The organism is Actinomadura sp. 9N407 (genome assembly GCF_044326315.1).
Classification (GTDB): Bacteria; Actinomycetota; Actinomycetes; order Streptosporangiales; family Streptosporangiaceae; genus Spirillospora.
This window is the reverse complement of the sequence record NZ_JBIRAW010000023.1, coordinates 136,822-160,220: the sequence shown is the minus strand read 5'-3', so window position 1 is coordinate 160,220 and position 23,399 is coordinate 136,822. Positions and strand designations below refer to the sequence as shown.

The following is a 23,399-nucleotide window of genomic DNA, read 5'->3' as shown; positions in this document are numbered from 1 at the left end:
TCAAGGGGGTGGGTGGGCGGGGTTAGGGGAGGCCGCCTCGGGAGATCAGCTGGTTGACGATCACGTTGCGCTGGATCTCGTTGGTGCCCTCGCCGACGATCATCAGCGGGGCGTCCCGGAAGTAGCGCTCCACGTCGAACTCGGTCGAGTAGCCGTAGCCGCCGTGGATCCGGACGGCGTCCAGCGCGATCTCCATCGCCGTCTCGGAGGCGAACAGCTTGGCCATCCCGGCCTCCATGTCGCACCGCTCGCCGCTGTCGTAGCGTTCCGCCGCGTGCAGCAGCAGCCGGCGCGCGGCGGTGAGCTTGGTGGCCATGTCGGCGAGGTAGTGGCCGATGCTCTGGTGCTTCCAGATCGGCTTGCCGAAGCTCTCGCGCTGCTGCGCGTACCGGAACGCGTCGTCGAACGCGGCGCGCCCGACGCCGGTGGCGCGCGCGGCGACCTGGATGCGGCCGATCTCCAGGCCCTTCATCATCTGCCGCCAGCCCTGGCCCTCGACCTCGCCGAGCAGCGCCGTACGGGGCACCCGGCAGTTCTCGAAGGACAGCTCGCAGCTCTCCACGCCCTTGTAGCCGAGCTTGGGCAGGTCCCGGGAGACCGTGAAGCCCGGGACGGTGTGGCCGGAGGTCTTGTCCACCAGCAGGACGCTGATCCCGGCGTGCGCGGGCGTCGCGTCCAGATCGGTCTTGCACAGCAGCGCGACGAGGCCGGAACGGCGGGCGTTGCTGATCCAGGTCTTGGCGCCGTCGATGACGTACTCGTCGCCGTCCCGGCGGGCCACGGTACGGAGCGCCTGCAGGTCCGAGCCACCACCGGGCTCGGTCAGCGCCATCGTGGCCCGGACCTCGCCGGTCGCCATCCTCGGCAGGTAGTGCGCCTTCTGCTCCTCGGTCCCGAACGCCAGGATCAGCTTCGCCACCACCGAATGGCCGCCCATCGCCCCGGCCAGGCTCATCCAGCCACGCGACAGCTCCTCCGCGACCAGGGCGTAGCAGGGCGTCGAGACCGACGCCTCCCCGTACGGCTCCGGAATGGTCAGCCCGAAGACGCCCATCCGCTTCATCTGCTCGATGAGCTGCTCGGGATAGGCGTTGGCGTGCTCCAACTCCCGGACGACCGGCCGTACCTCCCGGTCGACGAACTCCCGCACCGTCTCGACGATCGCGTTCTCTTCGGCGCTCAGCTCGTCCATGTCGTCTCCGTCCAAGTCACCATCACGGGGTCACGGTCACGGGGTCACGCGCGGTCACGGTCACGGGGTCACGCGCGTCATTCCGCATCAGGCGAATTCGGCCTGGGCCTCGGCCCGTACCGTCCCGGCGGCGTCGGCGACGGCCAAGCGGGCGGTTCCGGCCTCGGGCTCGCCCGTCACGAGCACCGGCTCGCCCGCGAAGACGGGACGGCGGAACCGGTACGTGAGCGAGGTCAGGCGCCGTTCGGGGGCGTGCGTGCGGGGCAGCTCGGCCATCAGGACCGCCAGCAGCGGCCCGTGCACCACCAGCTCCGGGTAGTGCTCCACTTCCGTCGCGTACGGCCGGTCGTAGTGAATGCGATGTGCGTTGGCGGTGAGCGCACTGAATCGGAACAGCAGCACCGGATCAGCTCGCAGCGGCGACTGCCAGGGCGCATCGGACGTCGCCGCGTCCGACACGAGCTCGTGGCGGGCGGGTCCGCCTCCGCCTGAGCGGTAGACGAGGTCCTGTTCCTCGGTCACGCGTAGCTCGCCGTGCTGCCGGTACTCGTTCCGTACGGTCACGAACAGCAGCTCGCCGGAACGGCCCTGCTTCACCTTGACGTCGGCGAGCCCGGAGGTACGCACCGCGCTCGCGCCGACGTCGAGCGGCGCGTCCACCCGTAGCCGTCCCCCGGCGAACATCCGCGTACGGGACGGGATGGGCGGCAGGAAGTGGCCATCGGCGGGATGGCCGTCGGCGCCCAGCTCGGGCTGGGCGGGCCAGTCGAGGAAGTACAGCCAGTGCCACAGCGGCGGCAGCGGCTCGCCGGCCGCCGGCGCGTCCCCGGCCCGGCCGAGGACCCCGGCCAGCCTGGCCGCCGGAGCCTCCGCGATGACCTCGGACGCGGTCAGCTCGCCCGGCCGCCAGTCGCGCACGCATTCGGAGAGGTTCACGCTTCGCCCTCCCCGACCACGCGGCGCGAACGGAGATCGTCCACTTCCGAGGCGGAGAGCGACAGCAGCTCGCCCAGCACCTCATCCGTGTGCTCCCCCAGTACGGGAGCGAGGCCGGGCGGGATCTGCCGCTCGTCGAGGACCAGCGGCAGGCCGGGCGCGAGATGCGGGCCCGCGCCCGGCTGGTCGAGGACGCTCATCAGCGGGTTGGAGCGCAGCGCCGCCGCGTCGTCCCGCGCCAGCTCGCCGATGTCGGCGTAGCGGCTCCGCAGGACGGAGGTCTCCTTGAGGTCGCGCTCGATCTCCGCGTACGTACGGCTCCCGAACCACGGGGTCAGGATTCCGGCGAGCGCCTCGCGATGCTCGTACCGGTCGCCGGCGCGCCGGAAGTCGGCCCCGTAGGCCGCCTCCATCGCGGCGGTGACCTCCCCCAGCCCGGTCGCCGCCATCAGGTCGCGCCAGTGCCGCGCGGACAGCACGACCACCATGACGCGCTCCCCGTCGGCGGTGCCGAAGTCGCGGCCGAAGTCGCCGAAGAGGTTGTTGCCGAGCCGCGGGCGCGGGGTCTCGCGCAGCTGCGCTTCGGCCAGGAGCCCGAGGTTGCCGGCGGTGGCGAGGGCGACGTCGTGCAGGGCCACCTCGATCCGGCGCCCTTCTCCGGTACGGGAACGGTGCCGTTCGGCGGCCAGCAGCCCGACCGCCAGGTACAGCCCGCACGCGACGTCCCAAATGGGCACGACGTGGTTGACCGGGCCGGCGTGGTCCTCAGGCCCGGTCAGGTAGGGGAAGCCCAGCTCCGCGTTCACCGTGTAGTCGACGGCGTTGCGCCCGTCCCGGTGCCCGAGCAGCCGCATGTGGATCAGGTCGGGGCGGGCGGCGCGCAAGTCGTCGTACGAGAGACCGGCGCGCGGGTGGGCGTTGGTGAGCACGATCCCGCCCTGCTCACCGCTCTTGGTGATGAGGTCGGCGACGATCGCTCGGCCCTCCGGCGAACGGAGGTCGGCGGTCACCGAACGCTTGCCCTTGTTCAGTCCCGCCCAGTACAGGCTCGTACCGGACGGGGCGAGCGGCCAGCGGTCGATGTCGGGGCCACCGCCGATCGGATCGACCCGGATCACGTCCGCGCCGAGCTGGGCCAGCGTCATCCCGCCCAGCGGCGAGGCGACGAAGCTGGACAGCTCGACCACGCGCATCCCGGCCAGCGGCAAGTCAGTCATGGCTACATTTTATATGATCTGGGGTTTCGCGTCCCCGGCACGCCTTTCCGCAGCGTGCCGTAGGGGGTTTGCGTGCGTGCAAGGGACGGTGACTCCTCCTTCGCCCCTGCGTCAGAGTGGCTGTCGTGCGGGCGAAGCCTCGGTGCGCTCGCACGAGGCCCGCCATCTGTCCGACTCCCACCAGGGCGCGAGGCGAATGTTCGGATACAGCCCCACTCGGATACGTGACACGGCCGTTGCGATGGACACGCTCGACGCCTGGCCGGGATCGCCCGGCCCGCGCTCGCGGCGGCCGGCGGAGCCGCCACTGGAGCTCGGCACGGCAGGCGCCCGCCGCGGGGGCGGGGCGCACGGAGGTGTGCTGGGCGAGATCGATCTCGCGTCCACGCCCGCGGCCGTACGGCCGGCCCGCTCGTACATCCGGGCGCTGGTCGGCGAGTGCTGCGATGCCGGCGCGACCGTACTGGACGATCTGGAGCTGCTCACCAGCGAGGCCGTGACCAACTGCGTGGTGCACGCCCTGCCGCGCCCCGACGGCACCGTCCGGTTGCGGGCGCTCCAGGTCGGCCCGTTCATCCGCGTCGAGGTCACCGACGGCGGATCGCTGCCCGGTGGGCGGACGGTCCCGGACGATCCGCTCGCGGACAACGGCCGCGGCCTGTACCTGATCCAGGCGCTCGCCCGCGACTACGGGACCCATCAGCACACCGACGGGACCACCACGTTCTGGTTCAGGGTGACCGTCGACCAGGGCTGGTAGGAACCGCCGCCGTGGGGTGCGACGTGCGGTCGCCCCATCGCCGCGGGCATCGGAACGGGCGATTGCACCGTTGCGCCCTGCATGCCCCGATCACCCGGATACGATCGGGGCTCCGGCACGGGCCATCCCTAGGGCGACTCATGACAGCGGAGAGCGAGCCGAAGTCCCTCGCGGAGATCACCAAGGACCTCGGGCTGAACATGTCCGATGTCGCGATGTTCTCCGGCCTGGACGAGAGCACGGTGTCCCGCCTCTGGGACAACACCGCATGGCTCGACCGCATCAGCGGCCGGTCGCTGCAGAGCCTGATGTCGTCGGTCCCGGGAATCGCCGAATACTTCATGGCGCATTCCCTGCAGAAGCGCCGCGACGCGCTCGTGGCCGATCTGGACCGCGAAGGGCTGGCCGTCGATCTGCGCGCGCTGCAGAATTCCACCGTCACCCAGCAGCATCTGCTCAACGCCCTTGAGGCCGCGCTGCACATCGTGCGCGGCAACGCCAGCCAGCGGGTCTCGTCCTATCTCGCCCGCTTCTGGGGCCGGGAGCCCGACCGCGCCCTCGAGGTCCTCTATGCCAGGGAGAACGGCATCCTCAAGGACCCGCGCAAGCTGCTGGACTCCTCGATCGATCTCGCTCCCCGGCTCAACCGCAAGACGTACTCGTTCCACTCGATCCTGGCCCTCAACATCCTCACCCACCAGGTCAGCAAGGTGACCGGGACGCTGAGCGCCGATCTGGAGCCGCAGTCCCCCGGCCGGCAGACCGCGTTCATGATGCGCGGCGTGGTGATGGGCGCGCTGATCAGCTCCGGCGACCTCGACCTCGCCGAGAAGTACCGGCGGGAGCTCGACCGGACGCCGGTGTACGCGGCGCTGGAGGAATGGTCGTTCCCCACCTACACCCGGGACGGCCGGATCAGCTCCGACTTCACGCTGCCCAGCTCGCTGCTGCTGCGGAACACCGCGCGCGAGGTGCTGCGGGAGATCGCCAGCTACAACGACGCCTATTTCTACTACCTGGTGTCGACCTACATCCCGCTGGCGCTGCGCCGCGACCCCACGTTCGGGCATCGGCGCGGCGATCTGGTCGCGGCGCTGGAACGGCGCGGCACCCTCTGCACGGACGCCAAGATCCGCGACACCTGCGACCAGCTGGTGAAGAAGCTCAAGGGCATGCCCTGACACGACGGGCCTGTCACGACAGAAGAAGAGGGGGGCCGGTGGACGAGGCCACACGCGCGGTCGGGAATCTCACCACGGAGAAGGTCACCGCGGAGAATGCCGGCGCGGACGACGCCAGCGCAGACAGCGTCACCACAGACAATGCCGGCACGGGGAAGGTCGGCCCGGAGAACGCCAGTGCGGACAGCACCGGCGCAGATAAGGCCGGCGCGGCGAATGTCACGGCCGCGAAGCTCACCAGGGAGCGGTGGGAGGCGAACGCGGATTACTGGGTGAAGATCATCCGCGAGCGCCGCGACCGGTACCGCACCGAACTGACCGACAAGGCCGTCCTGGACGCGATCGGCCCCTGCGAAGGGCTGCGGATCCTGGACGCGGGATGCGGCGAGGGCTATCTCGCCCGCCGGCTGGCCGCGATGGGCGCCGACGTCGTCGGGATCGACGCGGCCCAGGGCCTGATCGACGCGGCCCGGAGCGCGCCCGCCACCCCGGACGGCGCGGGGGGCGCCGCCGGCTCTGGTGACCCGGCCGCCGGCGACCCGGTCTCTGGTGGAACGGTCTCGTTCGCCCGCGCGAGCGTGGACGCGATGCCCGTCGAGGACGACGGCTTCGACCTGGTCGTCTGCAACCACCTCTTCAGCCACCTCCGGGACCCGTCGGACGCGATCCGCGAGTTCGGCCGGGTGCTCAAGAGCGGCGGGCGGCTGGTCATCCTCACCCTGCACCCGTGCTTCTACACCTTCGACGCCGAGCGCGGCGCGACCGACGCCGTACCGGCGGCGCGCTACTTCGCCCCGCGCGGCATCGACCAGCGCTTCATGGTGGACGGGCTGGAGTCGCCGGCGGAGATCACCTCCTGGCTGCGGCCGCTGGAGTTCTACTCTGGAACGCTCCGAGACGCCGGGTTCGTGATCGCCGATCTGCGCGAGCCGCATCCGTCCGCCGAGCAGCTCCGCGACGATCCCTGGTGGCGCGAGGGCTTCCCGATCGCCCTGTTCATGCTGCTGATCGCCGAGCGCCGCTGACCCGGCCCGTGACCCGGCCCGGCCGCCCGGGATTGAGCGATCGTTCAGGAGCGTGGACGAGAACTCCATCCCGGCGGCCAGGCTCTTGATCCCGGAGGTTGAACGACCGTACGTTGAGTGGACCCGGTCACGAGGAGTTGTCGTGGAGGACGTTCTCGCGGCTCATGCCGCCGCCACCCCCAACAAGATCGCCATCATCGAGGGAGAGCGGCGGCTGGACTTCGCCACCTTCAACGCGATGGCCAACCGGTACGCCCACCTGCTGATCGGGCTCGGCGTCACGGCCGGCACCAAGGTCGTCTGGTGCGGGCGCAACAGCGTCGAGGTGCTGACGGTGATCGCCGCCATCGCCAAGACCGGCGCGGTCGCGGTCCCGCTCAACTACCGGCTCAGCCCCGAGGAGGCGGCCTACGTCGTCGAGAACGCCGACGCGACCGTCGCGCTGTTCGACGTCGAGCAGGCCCCGCAACTGGAGGCCGCCGCCGGGCAGGTCGAGGCCGTCACGTCCTGGCTGGCGTTCCGCTGCGAACCGGGCGAGGTCCCCGGCTGGGCCGCGCATCTGGACACCGAGGCCGCGGGGAGCCCGGACGGCGAACCGGCCGCGCGCGGCGAGGACTTCTCGGCCGGGACCTCGATGTTCTATACCTCCGGGACCACCGGCAAGCCGAAGGGCGTGGTCCGCGGCGCGGTCGACATGGAGATCATCCTCGGGCTGGTGACGACGATCGGCTTCCAGCCGGACGACGTCTACCTCACCACCGGGCCGCTCTACCACTCCGGCCCGATGAGCTTCATGCAGATCGTGCAGCAGTTCGGCGGCCGCGTCGTCGTGATGCGCGAGTTCTCCCCGGAGCGCTGGCTCGAGCTGGTCGACCGGCACAAGGTCACCACGACGTTCTCCGCCCCGACCCCGATCCGCCGGGTCGTGGACCTGCCGGCGGAGGTCCGGGCCAGGTACGACGTGTCCTCGCTGCAACGCATGATCGCCAACGCGGCGCCCTGGCCGTTCGACCTCAAGCGCCGCTACGTCGAGCGGATCGGTGACGGCTCGCTGTTCGAGGTGTACGGCTCCACCGAGCTGGGCGTCGACACGATCCTGCTGCCCGCCGACCAGATGCGGAAACCGGGCAGCTGCGGGCGGCCCGCGCCGGGCATCGAGATCGGGCTGTTCGACGAGGCCGGCAAGCAGATCGAGGAGCCGCACGTACCGGGCGACCTGTACGTGCGCAGCGGCGTCACGTTCGACGCCTACTACAAGGCCGACCAGAAGTACGCGGATTCCAAGCTCGGCGACTGGCTCACCGTGGGCGACATCGCCTACCGCGACGAGGAGGGCTTCCTCTACATCTGCGACCGCCGCTCCGACATGATCATCTCGGGTGGGATGAACATCTACCCGGCCGAGATCGAGGCGGTGCTGGCCGCCCATCCCGACATCGCCGACGCGGCCGTGTTCGGCATCCCGTCCGAGGAGTGGGGCGAGTCCGTGCACGCCGCGATCGTCGTCCGGCCCGGCACCGATCCCGCCGACGCCGGGCTCCAGGAACACTGCCGCGAGCACCTCGCCTCGTACAAGGTGCCGCGCGGCTTCGACCGCATCGAGGAGATCCCGCGCAACCCGTCCGGCAAGATGCTCAAGCGCCGGCTGCGCGACCCGTACTGGGAGGGACGCGACTCCAAGGTCGGCTGATGGTCTGGGGGTCGCCCCCCAGAAGCAACAGGTCGGCTGAGGGGCCTGCGCGCGGCTACTCGGCGACGCCCTTGGGCGCGCGCTGCTTCATGAAGCCGAACATGTACCCGGCCACCCGGCGCATCTGGATCTCCTCGGCCCCCTCGGTGATCCGGTAGCGCCGGTGGTGCCGGTAGATGTGCTCGAACGGCTTGTGCCGCGAGTAGCCCAGCCCGCCGTGCACCTGCATGGCCCGGTCGGCGGCCTCGCAGCACAGCCGGTTGGCCCAGTAGTTGCACATCGAGACCTCCTTGGACACCGAGAACGGGCCTCCGGCGTCCATCTGCCAGGCGGTCTTGTGGATCAGCGCGCGCAGCATCTCGCACTGCGTCTGCAGCTCGACCAGCGGGAACTGGATCGCCTGGTTGGCCGACAGCGGCTTGCCGAACGGCTTGCGCTCGCCCGCGTACGCGACGGCCTCGTTCACGCAGAACTGCGCGGCGCCCAGGCTGGAGGCGGCCTGCCGGATCCGGTTCTCGTTGAAGAAGTGCTGGACGACCTGGAGCCCGCGGCCCTCCGCACCGAAGATCGCCTCATCCGGTACCCGCACCTCGGTGAGCGAGATGTGCGCGTGGTCGGTGGGCATGTTGAACGTCCACAGGTACTCCTCGACCTTGAAGCCGGGGGCGTCGGTCGGCACCAGGAACGCGGTGATCCCCACGCCGTCCCCGGGCTCGCCGGACGTGCGGGCGAAGATCAGGTCATGGTCGGCGACATGGACCCCGGTGTTCCAGGTCTTCTCGCCGTTGATCACCCAGCCGTCGCCGTCCCGGACGGCCGCGGTCTCCATGTACGTGGCGTCCGAGCCGTGCTCGGGCTCGGTGATGCCGAACGCGAAGCCCCGCCGCCCCTCGGCCAGATCGTTCACCCACTCGGCCTTCTGCGCCTCGCTGCCGTACGCGAGCATCAGCATCAGGCCGACGTTGTTGCCCACGATCGAGTGCTCGTTCTGCAGGTCGTTGTGCAGCCCGAGCCCCTTGGCGGCCAGATGCTCGCGGATCACCGCCATGCCGAGGTTGGTGCCCTCCATCCCCCCGTACTCCTTGGGGAACGGGTAGCGGTAGAACCCCGCCGCGTCCGCCAGCCGGCGCGCCTCCCCCAGCAGCGCCTCCCACTCCCGGGTCGGCAGCCCGCCGCGCTCCCAGTCGGTACGGGCGTCCTCGCGCCGGTGGTCGAAGAACCGGATGTTGTCGTCCCGCTGCTCCAGCGGCTTGATCTCGCGTTCGATGAACGCGTCGATCCTGGCGAGGAGTTCGACGAGCTCCTCGGGAAGCGTGAAATCCATGCCCTGCCCTCCGCCGGCGTCGCTCTGGCCAGGCCAGCCTAGGGCTTTGAACGTACGTTTGACGAGGCGGGGTAGGCCATGGCTCCCCTGCTCATGCCTCACTCGGTTCGGATTTAACGCTCGTTCAATCCCTGGGATCGATCACGGTGCGGGCATCGCATGCTCCGGTCCGCTCCGGGTATGCGGCGAGGCATGGAGGCGAGGGGGACGCTATGACTCTGTACGACGGCATGCACCCGCAGGACGACACCGTGACGTTCGTCGGGAACGCCACCACGATCATCCGGTTCGGCGGCTTCACGCTGCTGACCGATCCCAACTTCCTGCGCCGCGGCCAGCGCGCGTACCTCGGGTACGGGCTCGTCAGCAAGCGGCTGAAGGACCCGGCCCTGACGATCGACGAGCTGCCCGATCTCGACGGCATCGTGCTCTCGCACCTGCACGGCGACCACTGGGACCGGGTGGCCGAGCGCGGCCTCGACCGGGAGCTGCCGATCGTCACCACCAAGGCCGCCGCGCGCACGCTGCGCAAGCGCGGCTTCGGGCACGCCCACGGGATCGACACCTGGTCCCACCGGATCCTGACCAAGGGCGACCGCATGGTCCGCATCACCGCGATGCCCGGCCGGCACGGGCCCGTTCCGTTCCACCGGCTACTGCCACCGGTCATGGGCTCGCTGCTGGAGTTCGGCCCCACCGGCGGCGAACCGGAGCTGCGCCTGTGCATCAGCGGTGACACGGTGATGTACGACGAGATCGCCGAGATCGGCCGCCGCCACCCGGACATCGACGCCGGGATCGTCCATCTGGGCGGGACCACCCTGCTCGGCATGGTGGTCGTCACCATGGACGGCGCGCAGGGCGCCGAATGGGTGGAGGCGACGCGATGCGCCACCGCCCTGCCCGTGCACTACGACGACTACACCGTCATGAAGTCCCCGCTGTCGGACTTCGAGTCCGAGATCGAGAAGCGGGGCCTGGGACGCCACCTCCGCCACATCGCCCGCGGCGAGAGCCTCCCGCTGGCCCACGCGGCGGGCTGAGGCTCGTTTCAAAATGGCCCCACGCAGCGGGCTGAGACTCGCTTCAGCGCTCACTTCAGCATGGCGTGGTCACTTCAAGGCGTCGCGGATGAGGTCGCGGGCCCTGTCCATCACGGCCAGGGGCGGGCCCGCCAGCAGGTTCGCGCCGGCGCCCTGCGCTCCCGGGTGCGGGCGGGTGGGCGCGCTCGCCTCGGCCGCCTTGACGGCACCGGCCAGGGCCCGGCGCTGGGCGTCGCTGAACGCGTCGCGCAGCCGGGAGAACTCCTCCCGTTCCTCGGCGCGGGCGTGGGCGAGGACGTCGTCGCGCAGCCGGTCGAGCCGGGCCAGGAACTCGGGCTCGCCGGTGTCCATCCCGTAGAGCTCGGTCAGCGCCTCCTTGGCCGCGCGCTCCTCGGCGAGCCGGTCGGCCACGATCTCCTCACCGCCGGGCAGCGCGCGCCGCGCCACCGGGTGGACGATCTCCTCCTCGGCGGTCTCGTGGACGGCCAGCAGCCTCACGAGGCGGTGGAACGCCTCCTCGCGGGCCCGGCCGGACGACTTCCCGACAAGGTCGAACAGGTCCCGGATCTGCTCGTGCTGGAAACGCAGCAGCTCGATCACGTCCTGGACGGGCGCGTTGGTGGTCACGGCGCTCATGGGTCCCCCTTTGAATCCATGCTCTCCGAATCCGTGCCGAGCACGGCTCCCCTACTGAACAGGGCTTGCTCTACCCGCACATTTCACGGATAAGCCGACTCCCCTTCTCCGGAGGGGCGTTGCCTTTTTCGGGGGAAATGTCTGCTTTATATGGAGCCTATGGACGTGCCCGGGCCCCGGCCGCGGTGCGCGGACGGGGCCCGGGTTCGTGCGATCGTCAGCCCGCTACAGGAGCCGGGTCTTCAGTTCCGCCCTCACACCCTCTTCTTCGCGGCGGGCGCCTTCTGGGCGGCCTTCTTGGCGGCCTTCTCGTTGTTCAGCGGGAACTGCGGGTCCCGGGCCGCGGCGGCCCCGGCCTCGACCCGCTCGGCGTCGGCTCGCTCCGCACCGGCCGCGGCGTCGTTGCCGTGGCCCTGCCAGCGGAGCTTGTCCGCCGTGCGGGGAGCGTCGTTGCGCGGCGCCTTCTTGCCGTTCTTCGGCTTCGCCATGATCACTAACCTTTCTGCCACATATGCCGATCGGCCCGCCTCATTGCACGCCGTCGGACATATCCCTAAGTCGTTGGCATTGATCACAATCCCCCGCTCTTTGCGTCCTATGGCAACGGGAACGCCAAGGTTGGCGCCGCACTGCATAAACGGGAGCCGAACTCGGCGGAACCGGACGCGAGCGGGAACCGGACGCGAGCAGGTGCCGGACTCAGGGAACGAGCAGTCCCCAGTAGAGGGCCCACGGCAGGAACACGGTTCCGGCGGTGAGGAGCAGGCCCACGCGGACCCGTTCACCGCGCGGCACGGACCTTCCCGCCCGCCGCCATGCCAGCGCGGTCGCGACGGTGGCGGCGATGGCGGCCACGGCCAGCACCCGCAGCGCCAGCCACACCAGCGGCTCGCCGCCCAGCAGCGGCCCGGGGTCCGGCCACCGGCCGGCGGACATCAGGTAGAAGAGGTAGACGAAGACCCCGAGGACCGCACCGGCCCCCGCCCCGGCGACCAGGCGGGCCCAGCGGCTCACCGGCGGTGCCCTGCGCCCGCGCACGCGCCGTACCAGGGCCCACACGGGGTACGTGGCGAACGCCAGCAGGAAGAACGCGAACACCACGGTCTGCGTCCAGGCCGACTCCCACCACGCCGAGCGCGGCACGTCCGGGCTCGGGTGGTCCTGCTTCGGCGGCGCCGGGGCGTCGGCGTTCGGCAGGCGGCCGCCCGTCACGTCCCGTACCCACGAACCCACCAGTTCGGCATAGCCGGGCGCCAGCGCTTCCCCGTGCGTGATGCCCTTGTCGGGCGTCTGGTGCGCGCCGTGGTTGGCATCGGCGAAGTAGCGGAACGTGTAGTGGGTGTTGCCGCCGCGCCGGAGCGCCTCGGCGAACAGCGGCGGGTTGTCCCCTGGCGGTGTCTGGAGGTCGTGGACACCCCAGATGCCCAGCAGCGGCTGGTCGACCCGTTCCAGCACGCCCTGGGCGTCGAAGTACGCCTCGGCGAACAGCCCCGTGTCCGCGCCGAACCGGTTGAAGTTGCGCTTGCCGCGGTCCACCAGAGAGCCCGACGCACCCGCCCTGCGCAGCCCTGACATCTCGTTCCAGGTCTGCTGCCGGAGCGGGCTCATCGCGTTCCCGCCCACGACGATCACGAACGCCGTGGCGTCCGAGCGGGACGCGGCCAGCGGCGCGACCCAGCCGCCCTCGCTGAGCCCCCAGATCCCGACCTTGGACCGGTCGACGCCCGGCCGGGCGCGCAGGGCCTCGACGGCGGCGGCCGCGTCCACGGCCAGCTCGTCGTACGAGCGCCGGAAGCCGCTGTAGCCCTCGGTCCTCTTGTCATAGATCAGCACCGCGAGACCCTGCCGCGCGAACGCCACGGCCTCGGTCAGCAGATGCTCCCGGGGTACTCCGGATCCCGACCCGGTGACCAGGACCACCCCTGGGCGGGCCACGGCTTCCTTGGGCTTGGCCAGGACGGTGCCGTGCAGCGTCACCCCGCCATGGCCCTTGAAGCTCACATCGGTGGAGGTCAGGCCGGCCGGCGCCGGAACGGAGGGCGCCGGAGCAGCGGCGGCGGGCCGCGCCGCCGCGGCCGGCGCCGGCACGAGCAGCGCCGGCACGAGCAGGGCCAGGAAGGACGCCAGCAGGGCGCTCAGGACGGTTCTCATGGCCGTCACCGTAGTCTACAGAGAAAGCTCTGCAAAGTTATCTCTGCAAAGATGCCTCTGGAGTACTAGAGTGCTCCTCATGGAGAACGACGCCGAGTTCACCGTCCTGGACGACCCGGACCGCCTGAAGGCGCTGAGCCATCCGCTGCGGCGCCGGATCCTGCGCCGGCTGCGGGTCGACGGGCCCGCGACGTCCACCACCATCGGCGAGTTCCTCGGCGAGAGCACCGGAACGACCAGCTACCACCTGCGGCAGCTGGAGAAGTACGGGTTCATCGAGGAGATCCCCGAGCGGTCCCGCGGGCGCGAGCGCTGGTGGCGCACCGTCCAGGGCCCGCGCGACACCCGGATGCCCGCGCCGGAGACCCTGGCCGACGACGTCCGCCCCGTCCTGAACGAGGTGCTGCGGCTCGGCCACGCCGAGGACATGGCCCTGCTCGGCCGGCTTCCCGAGGCGTACGAGCGGGACCGCGCGTGGGCGCTGCTCTCCCGCGGCTTCACCCGGATGACCGAGCAGGGCCTGGCCGAGTTCTTCGAGGCCTACATCCGCCTCCTGCAGGAGCACGGGCTGGACGCCGAGGAGGCTCCGGCCGACGCCCGGCCCGTCTACATCCGGCTGTTCACCCTGCCCGCCGACCACGACGACTGATGACGCGACCGCCGCAGGGACCCGCGATCAGGATTCGGGGAGCCTGATGGACTGGCGGTGCCGGAAGACGTCGAGCGGGTCCCAGCGCCGCTTGATCCGGCGCAGCCGGGGATAGGCGTCCTTGTAGTAGAGGGTGGACCAGGCCTGGTCGGACTCGTTCCACCTGGGGTCGTTCAGGTCCACGTCGGGGTAGCTGATGTAGCAGCCGTCCGTACCGTCGCCGATGACCGGGACGCCGTGGGTCTGATCGAACGTCGCGCGGTAGGTCTCGCGGATCCACTCCAGATGGTCGGGCTCGTAGGAGTCGTTCCGCGTCCAGTAGACCTGGTACTGCATCTTGAGGATGGAGTCGCGCTGCCGTACGGCGGTGTCGCGGGGCGGCCGGTTGATGGCGGCGCCGTAGGAGTCGATCTGGATGAGGGCCTGCTTGTTCTTGTAGTCGGTGAACCGCTCCTTGCCCAGGCACGCCCACATCGCGTCGATCTGCTCGCTCGTGAACGGCTTGCGGAGGTAGGCGGACTTGTACTTGCCGCAGCGGTTCTCGCCGCTGCCGTTCAACGCCTGGGTCGCGGTCAGCCAGGGCATCACGCGCGGGATGTCCATGTGCACCACGGTCGGATGCTCGCCCATGGCAGTGGTCATGGCACGGGACCGCGGGCCGATCCGGTCGTCGACGGCGACCAGGAAGTCCCGCATCGCCTCGGGCCCGTCCTCGTCGTCGGCGTCCACCTGCGCCAGCAGGCCGATCTGCCCGTTGCTGACGTGGTTGAGCTTGAGCATCGCGAACAGCTTCCCGGCCGCCGTGCCGGGGTCCTGGTGGTCGCGGAAGTACTCGCCGAAGCCGGTCACCAGGGCGGCGAAGTCCTCCTTGGTGAAGTCGGGCCAGTCCCATGCCAGCCCGGTGAGCAGCACCTGCCGGGGCGGCTCGGGCAGATCGCGGAACCAGAACCGGGTGACGACACCGAAGTTGCCCCCGCCGCCGCCGGTGTGGGCCCACAGCAACTCGGCGCGATCGGGGTCGAGGTCGTCGCGCTTGGCGATGACCAGCTCGACCGTGCGGTCCTCCCGTACGACCGCGACCTCCACCGCGTAGAGGTAGTCGACGGTGAGGCCGTGCTGCCGCGACAGCAGCCCGAAGCCCCCGCCGGTGATGTGGCCGCCCAGCCCCACCGAGTAGCACGAGCCGCCCGGCAGGGCCCTGCCGCTGAGCGGATAGAGATGGCTGTAGGCGTGCCAGTTGGTGGCCCCTGCCTCCACGCAGTACGCGTCCATGGCCTCGTCGTACGAGACGCCGCACATCGGGCTGATGTCCAGGATCACGCGCACGTCGTGGCCGCACACGAAGTTCTCGTAGCAGTGCCCGCCGGAACGCACGGTGATGCGCCCCTGGTCCTGCAGCACACCGTCGTCCAGGCCCTCACCCACAGCGTCGGCGAGCGCTTCGCGGACCTCTTCGCTGTTCCGTACGAGCCGGACGTAGTCGGGTTCGGCGATCCAGCGCTGGTTGAAGCCGCGGCTGAGGGCGGGATAGCGCTTGTCGTCGGGCCGGATGATCGTCGTCGGTTCGTTCGGGACCTCGGTCATGCGGACCGCCTTCGCTCCGGAGGGGATGTCGCGGAGGTCCTGCCCGTCCGCCACGGACCGTAAGCGATCAGACGCGAAGGGTTGGCTTCCAGGGAAGGTCACCTGGAAGCACATCCGTCGGGTGAGCGGGATGTATCCGGGGGCACACGGCCGGTCCCGGTCAATGGTGAACATCCCGCGGGCCCGCTATGTTGAACTTATACTAATCAACGATTTGAATAGGAGATCCAGATGCACCCGTTCCGCCACGCCGTCGAGAACGAGGCGCTGGACATCGTTCCGGCGATGCTGGCCGATGACGTCACGTTCATCAGCCCCGTCGCGTTCACCCCGTACAGCGGACGGGAACTGGTCACCGCCATCCTGCGCGGCGCGTTCGCCGTCTTCGAGGACCTCCGGTACGTCAAGGAGATCGGCGGGGACGACGACAGCGACCACGCCCTGGTGTTCACCGCCCGGGTCGGCGACCGCCAGATCCACGGCTGCGACTTCATCCACCGCAACGAGGAGGGCCTGATCGACGAGTTCTGCGTCATGGTCCGCCCGCTGTCCGCCGCCAAGGCGCTGTCCGAGGCGATGGCGATCCAGTTCGAGAGCATCCAGCGCGAAATGGGCCGGGTCTAGCCGTCGCGGAAGCCCCTGTCACGGGGGCCTCTGTCACAGGAGACCTCTACCGTGAGGTCCCATGGAAGACCTCCTCCCCGAGCTCCCCGATTCCTGGCTGCCCCTGGCGCACCCGCGGCACGGCGGCCGATACGTCCGCGAGACCGCGATCGACCGCTCGGCGGCCGAGCGCATGCCCGAGCCCGCGCTGGCCGCGACCGACCCGGCACAGGCGGCCGAGGCCGCGACGTTCGCCTACTACGGCTCGCGGGGCTCGCGGTCGTCGCGGGAGCCGCTGCCCGCCTGGTTCGCGGACGCGTGGGCGGCCGAGCACGGGCTCGCGTTCGCGGCGTGCGCGGTCGTGGAGCTGAGCGGCCGCGACGTCGAGTGGGCGCGGACCGGCCCGGCCGGGCCCGATGGGGCCCGAGCCTGGGAGGCGGCGGTCCAGCCGAAGCCCGCCGACGACTTCCATGTCCGCGGCATCGACTGCGTGCACCGGATGCGCGAGCTGCTGGCCGCAGCGGACGACGGCACGTACGCGGCGGCGGTGGAGCGCCTTGCCGGCCACCGCCGCACGCTCGCGCAGCGCCTCGCGGCGGCGTACCTCGCGCCGACGCGGACGGACTGGGTGGACGATTGCTGCACCGGCTTGCCATGGGACGACGGCTGGCTGACCCACCAGCAGACGCTGCTGCTGTGCTCGCTGAGCACGCCCCACCAGGCCGAGCTGATCAAGGGGATGCGGCTCCGCCGCTATTACCTCCTCAAGGAGGACGTCGTCGGCCCGATGGTCGAGGGCCTCGGTACCGCCGCCGTCCCCCTGATCCTGACCGCCCTGGAGAACTGCTATCCCGAGACGCGCCGGCTGCTGCTCCAGGCGCTGGTGCTGCTGCCGTCGGACGAGGCGTTCGGGAGCCTGCTGGAGCGGATCAACGACAAGGACGTCCCTGCCGCGCTGGGCAAGGCGATGAACGCCTTCCCCCGGCGGGCGATGCGGCTGCTGCCCCCGGCCGCGGCGGGCGGCTCGCGGGCGGCCGGGATCGCCACCGATCTCCTGCGCGGTCACCTGCGGTCCCATCGCGAGCTGGCCGGCTCCGTGCTGGCCGGCCTTCCTGCGGACGCCCGCAAGCTCATCGAGCCGATGCTGGCGGAGATCGACACCCGCGTTCCGGAAGCACCCCCTGAGGACATCCCGGCGCTGCTCACCGCGCCGCCGTGGACCGTCAGGCGCAAGAGGTCCAAGCCCGTCCGCATCACCGGCCTCACCCCGCCTCCGGCCATGGTGTCCTGGGAGCCGGGCGAGCGCGAGCGCTTCGCGGAGGACCACAGGTACCGGCCGCGCCACCCGGTCGAGAAGCCGGAGGACCTCGCCCGCCGCTTCGACGAGCTCAACCCTGGCCGGCAGGGCGAGGTGATCTGCTCGGTCTCCGAGGAGCTCGCCCGGTCGCTGCTGAGCACGTGGAAGCTCGAGGAGCTCTATCCGGTGTACAGCTGCGGGCGGCGCCTGCTGGCCCGGTTCGAGCTCGACGTGCTCCATCTCCCGCTGCTGATCGCCAAATGGGACGCGGAGATCACCGCCGGTTTCGTGGCGCCCTTCGTCAACGCCGAGATCGCGTCGCTGCAGGCACGCTGGCTGGTGCGGGTGAAGCGGATGCGCAGGACCGCGCTCGCCTGGTTCCAGCGGCACGGCACGGCCACCGCCCCGTACCTGCTGCCCGCCGCCCTCGGAGCGCCGGGCGCGGTGCGCGCCAACGCCGAGTACGCGCTGCGGACGCTGGCGTCCGAGCACGGTGCCGAGCAGGTCGTGGAGGCGGTCCGGCCGTACGGGCAGGAGGCCGCGGACGCGATCGCCGGGATGCTGGCCACCGACCCGCTGGAGGTCCTGCCCGCCACGATCCCGAAGCTCCCCGCGTGGGCGGACCCCGGCATGCTGCCGCAGGTCCTGCTGCGCGGCGGCGGGGCGCTCCCGGCCGAGTCCACCGCGCATCTGCTGACCATGCTGGCGATCAGCAAGCCGGACCAGGTGTATCCGGGCGTGGAGATCGTCCGGGAGCGGTGCGACCGGGAGTCGCTGGCCGCGTTCGGCTGGGAGCTGTTCCGGAGCTGGGACACCCACGGCTCGCACTCCTCCGGCGACTGGGCCCTGGCCCAGCTGGGTCTGCTCGGTGACGACGGCACCGTCCGGCGGCTCACCCCGATGATCCGGTCCTGGCCCGGCGAGGGGCGGCTGAAGCGCGCCACCGCCGGGCTCGACGTGCTGGCGGCCATCGGCACGGACACGGCGCTGGCGCACCTGTACGGCATCTCACAGAAGGCCAGGTCGACGGGGCTCAAGAAGCGCGCCCTCGCGATGGTCGAGGAGGTCGCCGAGGGGCTCGGGCTGACCCGCGAGCAGCTCGCCGACCGGCTCGTCCCCGGCCTCGGCCTCGAACCCGACGGGAGCATGACGCTCGACTACGGCCCGCGCCGCTTCGTCGTCGGGTTCGACGAGCGGCTCAAGCCGTTCGTCCGGGACGAGGCCGGGCTGCCGCGCGGCGCGCTGCCCAGGCCGGGCGCCGACGACGACGCCGAGCTCGCGCCCGCCGCGCACAAGCGGTTCGCCGAGCTGCGCAAGGACGTGGCGAAGGTGGCGGACGACCAGGTCCGCAGGTTCGAGCGGGCGATGGCCACCCGGCAGCGCTGGCCCGAGGACGAGTTCCGCCGCTTCATCGTCGAGCATCCGCTGCTGTGGCACATCGCGCGCCGCCTGGTGTGGACCGACGACTCCGGGGCGACGTTCCGGATCGCCGAGGACCGCACGTTCGCCGACTCCGGGGACGACCCGTTCACCCTTCCCGGGACGGCCCTAGTGGGCGTCGCGCATCCGGCCTCGATCGACGGCAAGGAGCTGGCGGCCTGGTCGGAACTCTTCGCCGACTACGAGATCCTGCAGCCGTTCACGCAGCTCGGCCGTACCGTGTACGAGCCGGACGAGAAGGAGCGGGCGAGCGATCGCCTGGAGCGCTTCGAGGGCGTCACGTGCCCTGCGGGTCCCGTTCTGGGGCTGCGGCAGCGGGCCTGGCACGACGGCGACGACCACAACGAGCTCAGCCGCGAGGTGGCCGAGGGCGTCCACGCCGTCATCCGGGTCTTCCCCGGCTTCAATCCGGTCTACGGCGGCGTGCAGTCCGGTGACGAGCAGGAGATCCTGCGGGTCCACCTCACCGCCGGGCGGTGGGGCGACCTCGACCCGGCCGTCGTCTCCGAGATCATCGCCGACCTGACCCTGCTGACCGCCGGCCGCCGGTGAGGGGGCTCAGTGGGTGAGGAAGCTCAGCCGGTGAGGAAGCTCGGCCGGTGAGCGGGCTCAGTCTTTCAGGGAGCGGAGGCCGGTGGTGGCGGGGCCTTGCAGGACGGCCCCGTCCGGGGCGAAGCGGGAGCCGTGGCAGGGGCATTCCCACACCTTCTCCATGCCGTTGAACGACACCAGGCAGCCGAGATGGGTACACCGGGCCGACAGCAGGTGCGGTGTGCCGTCGTCCTCGCGGTACGCGGCGCAGTGGTGGCCGTCGTGGCGGATGACGGCGCCCGTTCCGGGCCGCACGTCGTCCAGGGTCCCGGCGGGCGTGCGGAGGCGGTCCTCGATGAAGTGCCGCATGGTGGACATGCCGGCGCTGATGACGGGGCGGGCCTCCCGCTCGAGATGCGCGCGGCGCGGGTCGTACAGGTGGGTCCACTCGGGCTCGTCCCCGGTGAGGAGGCCGGCCAGCAGCCGTCCCGACATGATCCCGTGGCTCATCCCGGAACGGGCATAGCCGGTGGCCACGTACAGGTGGTCGGCGACCCGGCCGACGTAGGGCACCTTGTCGGCGGTGTCGAGGTCCTGGGCGGACCACCAGTAGTCGATGGCGTCCACCTTGAAGTGCTCGCGGGTCCACTCGACGAGCAGCCTGTGGTGCTCGGCCACGTCGTGGTTCCCGGGCGAGAACGACTCGCCGGTGATGAGGAGCAGGCGCTGCCCGTCCCGGTACGGGGCCGTGCGCACCGAACGGGTGTTCTCCTGCCGGGTGATGTACATGGCGCCCGGATCGTCCTCTTCGGCGATGGGCGCGGCGATCACCAGCTCGCGCAGCGGGGTCAGCCGGAACGACAGCAGCGCGTGCTCGACGATCGGGAAGAGGGTGGCGATCACCACGTCGCGGGCGGTGATCGTCGCGCCGTTCCGCGTGGTGAGCCGGTGCGGTGACCCCTCGGCCACATCGACGACGCGGGTCCGCTCGTAGACCTGGCCGCCGCGCCGTACAAGGTCCTCCGCCAGGGCCGTCAGGTAACGGCGCGGGTGGAACTGGACCTGGTCCTCGACCCGCAGTGCCCCGGCCACGTCGTAGGGGAGGTCGGTCTCGGTGACGAACGACGCGGGCAGGCCCACCTCCCGTACGGCGTCGGTCTCGGCCTTGAGCGCTTCCACCCGGTCGCGCGACTCGACGTAGACGTGGGACGGGCGCCGCTCGAGGTCGCAGTCGATGCCCAGTTCGGCGGCGATCCGTTCGACATGCTCGACCGCCTCCTGCTGCGACCGCGCGTACAGGCGGGCCGCGTCCAGGCCGAGCGAGTCGCGCAGCGGCTTGTAGATCCACGGGTGGGCGGACGACAGCCGTCCGGTCGTGTAGCCGGTCACACCCGCCGCGATCCGGTCGGCCTCGATCACCACCGCCGTACGGCCCGCCCGGGTCGCCTCCCAGGCGGTCGCGAGCCCCGCGATGCCGCCGCCGACGACGGCGACGTCCACCTCGATGTCACCCTCTATGGCCTGGTAGGACGTGGCTTCCGACGAGGCCATCCAGTACGACTGCGCCGTCCCTTCGAGCACTGCTCTCCCTCCCGCGGTTCCCTCGTGCACGCATTCCCTCCCAGCTTGATCGGTTACGGGGCACTTGTCCCCGATTACAGCGCTTTGACGCTCGCTTGACGCATGAGCCACGGGAGGCGGGTAGGGCTCCACTGTGTTGGAGGCTGCTGTGTCGAAGGCTGCGCTGTGTTGAAGGCGAGAGTGCCGCGGGCGGGCACGGGCATCTCCCCCGCCCGCGCGGGGGCGGGCCTCACGCTGGGCGTGGAGGAGGAGTTCCTGCTGGTCGACCCCGTTTCCGGGACGCCCGTCCCGTACGCCGGACGGGTGCTCGCAGCGGCCGGTGAGCATCCTTTCGACGGCGGCCGGTACCACCGCGAACTCCTCAAGAGCCAGGTCGAGGCGGCCACCGGGGTGTGCGACAGCCTGGACGGCGCGCGCGGCCAGATCCGGGACGCCCGCGCCCGCCTCGCCGCCGCGACCGCCCGCGAGGGCTTCCTGCTCCTGTCCACGGGCACACCCGTCCTACCGGGACCGGTGCCCGTGTCCGATCATGAAGAGCGGTACGCGGCCATCTCCCGCATGTACGCGGGCATCGTGGCCGACTACCAGGCATGCGGCTGCCACGTACACGTCGGGGTGGGCGGGCGCGAGACGGCGGTGGCCGTCTGCAACCACCTGCGCCCCTGGCTGCCCGCACTGCTGGCCCTGTCGGCCAACTCCCCGTTCGATCATGGACGGGACTCGGGCCATGCCAGCTGGCGCATGATCGAGCAGTCCCGGTTCCCGGGCTCGGGCGTCCCGCCCGCCTTCGCCTCCGCCGCCGACCACGACCGGGCCGTGGACCTCCTGGTCGACTGCGGCGTGGTGGCCGATCCCGCGATGTCGTTCTGGCTGGCCAGGCCCTCGCCGCACCTGCCCACCGTCGAGGTACGGGCGGCCGACGCCGCCGCGACCGCCGATGACGCCGTACTCCAGGCCGCGATCACCCGGGCCCTCGTCCGTACCGCGCTCGACGATCTCTCGGCAGGCCGCGAGGCTCCGGACAGCGGCCCCGACGTGTGCGCCGCCGCCGTCTGGACCGCCGCCCGGTACGGGCTGGAAGGCCCCGCGATCCACCCGTTCGAGGAACGCCAGGTGCCCGTACGGCGGCTGCTGGGCGACCTCATGTTCCACATCACACCGGCCCTGGAGGAAACCGGGGACCTGGCCGAAGTCCGGGCGCTGCTGACCTGGGTCATGCGTACGGGATCAGGGGCGAGCCGGCAGCGGCAGGCGGCTTCGGACGGCGGCCTCCGGGCCCTCGTCCGGATGCTCGCCCGACAGACGGCGGCAACGCCGGAAAGGGGAGGTCGATGACCGCGTTCCTACCGGAGCCGCGCGGACCCGTGTCGGAGTCCGTCGTGACCATGCTGGAGGGAGGCGCTCCGCCTGCGACCGGCTCGTCCCCCGACACGTTCACCACGGACCCGTTCGGCGAGGATCTCCACCTCGCCCTCCACACCTGCTACGAGCTGCACTACCAGGGCTTCGAGAACGTCGACCCCGCCTGGGAATGGGACCCTGATCTCCTCCGGCTCAGGGCAGGGCTGGAACGTACCTTCCTCTCCGCCCTGCGTGACAAGACGGCAGGCGGCGACGTACCGGACGTCCTCGAAGAGCTCCTGGTCGAACCCATCAACGGCGACGGCGTCTCGCACTTTCTGCGCAAGGAGGGCGAGCTCTGGCAGCTGCGCGAGTACGTGGCGCACCGTTCGATGTACCACCTGAAGGAGGCCGACCCGCATGCCCTCCTCATCCCCCGCCTTCGCGGCCGCGCGAAGGCGGCCCTGGTGGCGGTGGAGTTCGACGAGTTCGGCGGCGGTCGGCCCGAGCGCATGCATTCACGGCTCTTCGCCGATCTGATGGAAGAACTGGACCTCGACCCGTCCTACGGCGGCTACGTCGACCACGTCCCGGCCCAGATGCTGGCCATCACCAACATGATGTCGCTGTTCGGCCTGCACCGGGCGCTGCGCGGCGCGATGGTCGGCCACTTCGCCGCCGCCGAGATCACCACCGCCCCCAGTGCCGAACGCTTCAGCCGCGCCCTCCGCCGCCTCGGCATCGGTGAACGGGGCGTCCGCTTCTTCACCGAGCATGTCGAGGCCGACGCCGTACACGAGCAGGTCCTGCGCCGCGACGTGATCGGCGGCCTCCTGGACGACGAGCCGGCCCTGGCCCCCGACGTCGTCCTGGGCGTCCAGGCCACCGGCCTGCTCGAACAGCACCTGGAAGACCATCTCCTGGCCTCCTGGCGGCACTCCGAGACCAGCCTCCGCCGCCCCCTGGGGTGTTGACTCGTGGCGTGTTCGCCTGGAACGACATGGCCAACGGCGAACACGCCACGAGTCAACGTAGGTGGCGGCGCGCACTAGCGGACGCGCCGCCGGTGGCTGGTGTCGCAGAACGGATACCGCCCACTGCGCCGGCAAGCGCACAGAGCCACCATGAACCGATCGGAACGTACGACCGTCCCGTCCTCCAGCGTGACCTCCACGGGACCCTCCACCAGGATGGGCCCGCCGGAGACCACTCTCACGC

20 protein-coding genes are annotated in these 23,399 nt (G+C 71.0%); 10 read left to right on the top strand and 10 right to left on the bottom strand.

What is annotated here, in order from left to right; genetic code table 11:
• Nucleotides 1-22 precede the first annotated feature (22 nt).
• From ACH34Q_RS31075 to ACH34Q_RS31065, 3 genes are all read right to left on the bottom strand, one after another.
• Nucleotides 23-1,192: an acyl-CoA dehydrogenase family protein gene (locus tag ACH34Q_RS31075; RefSeq protein WP_395986658.1), complete on the bottom strand. Its 1,170-nt coding sequence runs from the start codon at nucleotides 1,190-1,192 to the stop codon at nucleotides 23-25.
• Nucleotides 1,193-1,279: 87 nt separating this feature from the next.
• Nucleotides 1,280-2,128 carry a MaoC family dehydratase N-terminal domain-containing protein gene (locus ACH34Q_RS31070; RefSeq protein WP_395986657.1) on the bottom strand — a complete coding sequence of 283 codons (849 nt, stop codon included), beginning with the start codon at nucleotides 2,126-2,128 and terminating at the stop codon, nucleotides 1,280-1,282.
• Complete coding sequence (locus ACH34Q_RS31065; RefSeq protein ID WP_395986656.1) at nucleotides 2,125-3,345, bottom strand: CoA transferase; 1,221 nt, start codon at nucleotides 3,343-3,345, stop codon at nucleotides 2,125-2,127. Before ACH34Q_RS31065 ends, ACH34Q_RS31070 begins: the two co-directional genes overlap by 4 nt.
• Nucleotides 3,346-3,586: 241 nt before the next feature.
• Between ACH34Q_RS31065 and ACH34Q_RS31060 the strand changes: the two genes are divergently transcribed.
• The 4 genes from ACH34Q_RS31060 to ACH34Q_RS31045 all read left to right on the top strand — a co-directional run bounded on the left by ACH34Q_RS31060 (nucleotide 3,587) and on the right by ACH34Q_RS31045 (nucleotide 8,001).
• Nucleotides 3,587-4,105, top strand: a complete 519-nt coding sequence (locus tag ACH34Q_RS31060) for an ATP-binding protein (RefSeq protein ID WP_395986655.1) — start codon at nucleotides 3,587-3,589, stop codon at nucleotides 4,103-4,105.
• Nucleotides 4,106-4,245: 140 nt separating this feature from the next.
• Nucleotides 4,246-5,286: a hypothetical protein gene (locus ACH34Q_RS31055; protein WP_395986654.1), complete on the top strand. Its 1,041-nt coding sequence runs from the start codon at nucleotides 4,246-4,248 to the stop codon at nucleotides 5,284-5,286.
• Between the two features lie 38 nt (nucleotides 5,287-5,324).
• Nucleotides 5,325-6,311: a class I SAM-dependent methyltransferase gene (locus ACH34Q_RS31050; protein ID WP_395986653.1), complete on the top strand. Its 987-nt coding sequence runs from the start codon at nucleotides 5,325-5,327 to the stop codon at nucleotides 6,309-6,311.
• A gap of 142 nt (nucleotides 6,312-6,453) precedes the next feature.
• Entirely contained in the window at nucleotides 6,454-8,001 is a 1,548-nt protein-coding gene (locus ACH34Q_RS31045) for an AMP-binding protein (protein WP_395986652.1), read from the top strand.
• Between the two features lie 55 nt (nucleotides 8,002-8,056).
• On the opposite strand, the gene ACH34Q_RS31040 is transcribed toward ACH34Q_RS31045, so the two are convergent.
• Nucleotides 8,057-9,325, bottom strand: coding sequence for an acyl-CoA dehydrogenase family protein (locus ACH34Q_RS31040; protein ID WP_395986651.1), 1,269 nt, complete (start codon nucleotides 9,323-9,325; stop codon nucleotides 8,057-8,059).
• Between the two features lie 212 nt (nucleotides 9,326-9,537).
• Here ACH34Q_RS31040 and ACH34Q_RS31035 point away from each other — a divergent pair, with 212 nt between their 5' ends.
• Nucleotides 9,538-10,368, top strand: a complete 831-nt coding sequence (locus tag ACH34Q_RS31035; RefSeq protein WP_395986650.1) for an MBL fold metallo-hydrolase — start codon at nucleotides 9,538-9,540, stop codon at nucleotides 10,366-10,368.
• A 69-nt stretch (nucleotides 10,369-10,437) separates the two neighbouring features.
• On the opposite strand, the gene ACH34Q_RS31030 is transcribed toward ACH34Q_RS31035, so the two are convergent.
• The 3 genes from ACH34Q_RS31030 to ACH34Q_RS31020 all read right to left on the bottom strand — a co-directional run bounded on the left by ACH34Q_RS31030 (nucleotide 10,438) and on the right by ACH34Q_RS31020 (nucleotide 13,155).
• The gene (locus ACH34Q_RS31030) at nucleotides 10,438-11,004 is read right to left on the bottom strand and encodes a hemerythrin domain-containing protein (RefSeq protein ID WP_395986649.1); all 567 of its coding nucleotides are present in this window, start codon (nucleotides 11,002-11,004) and stop codon (nucleotides 10,438-10,440) included.
• A gap of 254 nt (nucleotides 11,005-11,258) precedes the next feature.
• Nucleotides 11,259-11,492: a hypothetical protein gene (locus ACH34Q_RS31025; RefSeq protein ID WP_395986648.1), complete on the bottom strand. Its 234-nt coding sequence runs from the start codon at nucleotides 11,490-11,492 to the stop codon at nucleotides 11,259-11,261.
• A 211-nt stretch (nucleotides 11,493-11,703) separates the two neighbouring features.
• Entirely contained in the window at nucleotides 11,704-13,155 is a 1,452-nt protein-coding gene (locus ACH34Q_RS31020) for an alpha/beta hydrolase family protein (protein WP_395986647.1), read from the bottom strand.
• Nucleotides 13,156-13,234: 79 nt separating this feature from the next.
• Here ACH34Q_RS31020 and ACH34Q_RS31015 point away from each other — a divergent pair, with 79 nt between their 5' ends.
• On the top strand, nucleotides 13,235-13,804 hold the full coding sequence (locus tag ACH34Q_RS31015; RefSeq protein WP_395986646.1) for a helix-turn-helix domain-containing protein: 570 nt from the start codon (nucleotides 13,235-13,237) through the stop codon (nucleotides 13,802-13,804).
• 27 nt (nucleotides 13,805-13,831) lie between these two features.
• On the opposite strand, the gene ACH34Q_RS31010 is transcribed toward ACH34Q_RS31015, so the two are convergent.
• Nucleotides 13,832-15,388, bottom strand: coding sequence for an FAD-binding oxidoreductase (locus tag ACH34Q_RS31010; RefSeq protein WP_395986645.1), 1,557 nt, complete (start codon nucleotides 15,386-15,388; stop codon nucleotides 13,832-13,834).
• 231 nt (nucleotides 15,389-15,619) lie between these two features.
• Here ACH34Q_RS31010 and ACH34Q_RS31005 point away from each other — a divergent pair, with 231 nt between their 5' ends.
• Together ACH34Q_RS31005 and ACH34Q_RS31000 are read left to right on the top strand one after the other, a co-directional pair.
• Nucleotides 15,620-16,012: a nuclear transport factor 2 family protein gene (locus ACH34Q_RS31005; RefSeq protein WP_395986644.1), complete on the top strand. Its 393-nt coding sequence runs from the start codon at nucleotides 15,620-15,622 to the stop codon at nucleotides 16,010-16,012.
• Between the two features lie 61 nt (nucleotides 16,013-16,073).
• Complete coding sequence (locus ACH34Q_RS31000) at nucleotides 16,074-19,280, top strand: DUF4132 domain-containing protein (RefSeq protein ID WP_395986643.1); 3,207 nt, start codon at nucleotides 16,074-16,076, stop codon at nucleotides 19,278-19,280.
• A gap of 57 nt (nucleotides 19,281-19,337) precedes the next feature.
• On the opposite strand, the gene ACH34Q_RS30995 is transcribed toward ACH34Q_RS31000, so the two are convergent.
• Nucleotides 19,338-20,840, bottom strand: a complete 1,503-nt coding sequence (locus ACH34Q_RS30995) for an FAD-dependent oxidoreductase (protein WP_395986642.1) — start codon at nucleotides 20,838-20,840, stop codon at nucleotides 19,338-19,340.
• A 165-nt stretch (nucleotides 20,841-21,005) separates the two neighbouring features.
• On the opposite strand from ACH34Q_RS30995, the gene ACH34Q_RS30990 reads away from it, so the two are divergent.
• Together ACH34Q_RS30990 and ACH34Q_RS30985 are read left to right on the top strand one after the other, a co-directional pair.
• Nucleotides 21,006-22,175, top strand: a complete 1,170-nt coding sequence (locus ACH34Q_RS30990) for a glutamate--cysteine ligase (RefSeq protein WP_395986641.1) — start codon at nucleotides 21,006-21,008, stop codon at nucleotides 22,173-22,175.
• Nucleotides 22,172-23,155 (top strand): iron-containing redox enzyme family protein, encoded by a 984-nt coding sequence (locus tag ACH34Q_RS30985; protein ID WP_395986640.1) that lies wholly within the window; start codon nucleotides 22,172-22,174, stop codon nucleotides 23,153-23,155. The genes ACH34Q_RS30990 and ACH34Q_RS30985 overlap by 4 nt, the downstream gene beginning before the upstream one ends.
• A gap of 74 nt (nucleotides 23,156-23,229) precedes the next feature.
• On the opposite strand, the gene ACH34Q_RS30980 is transcribed toward ACH34Q_RS30985, so the two are convergent.
• A complete protein-coding gene (locus tag ACH34Q_RS30980) occupies nucleotides 23,230-23,397 on the bottom strand; it encodes a CDGSH iron-sulfur domain-containing protein (RefSeq protein WP_395986639.1) in 168 nt (55 codons plus the stop codon).
• Nucleotides 23,398-23,399: the final 2 nt, after the last annotated feature.

Coding starts and splice junctions, on each gene's coding strand:
- ACH34Q_RS31075 (WP_395986658.1), bottom strand. CDS start 1,192: ATGGACGAGCTGAGCGCCGAAGAGAACGCGATCGTCGAGACGGTGCGG.
- ACH34Q_RS31065 (WP_395986656.1), bottom strand. CDS start 3,345: ATGACTGACTTGCCGCTGGCCGGGATGCGCGTGGTCGAGCTGTCCAGC.
- ACH34Q_RS31060 (WP_395986655.1), top strand. CDS start 3,587: ATGGACACGCTCGACGCCTGGCCGGGATCGCCCGGCCCGCGCTCGCGG.
- ACH34Q_RS31055 (WP_395986654.1), top strand. CDS start 4,246: ATGACAGCGGAGAGCGAGCCGAAGTCCCTCGCGGAGATCACCAAGGAC.
- ACH34Q_RS31040 (WP_395986651.1), bottom strand. CDS start 9,325: ATGGATTTCACGCTTCCCGAGGAGCTCGTCGAACTCCTCGCCAGGATC.
- ACH34Q_RS31035 (WP_395986650.1), top strand. CDS start 9,538: ATGACTCTGTACGACGGCATGCACCCGCAGGACGACACCGTGACGTTC.
- ACH34Q_RS31030 (WP_395986649.1), bottom strand. CDS start 11,004: ATGAGCGCCGTGACCACCAACGCGCCCGTCCAGGACGTGATCGAGCTG.
- ACH34Q_RS31025 (WP_395986648.1), bottom strand. CDS start 11,492: ATGGCGAAGCCGAAGAACGGCAAGAAGGCGCCGCGCAACGACGCTCCC.
- ACH34Q_RS31020 (WP_395986647.1), bottom strand. CDS start 13,155: ATGAGAACCGTCCTGAGCGCCCTGCTGGCGTCCTTCCTGGCCCTGCTC.
- ACH34Q_RS31015 (WP_395986646.1), top strand. CDS start 13,235: ATGGAGAACGACGCCGAGTTCACCGTCCTGGACGACCCGGACCGCCTG.
- ACH34Q_RS31010 (WP_395986645.1), bottom strand. CDS start 15,388: ATGACCGAGGTCCCGAACGAACCGACGACGATCATCCGGCCCGACGAC.
- ACH34Q_RS31005 (WP_395986644.1), top strand. CDS start 15,620: ATGCACCCGTTCCGCCACGCCGTCGAGAACGAGGCGCTGGACATCGTT.
- ACH34Q_RS31000 (WP_395986643.1), top strand. CDS start 16,074: ATGGAAGACCTCCTCCCCGAGCTCCCCGATTCCTGGCTGCCCCTGGCG.
- ACH34Q_RS30985 (WP_395986640.1), top strand. CDS start 22,172: ATGACCGCGTTCCTACCGGAGCCGCGCGGACCCGTGTCGGAGTCCGTC.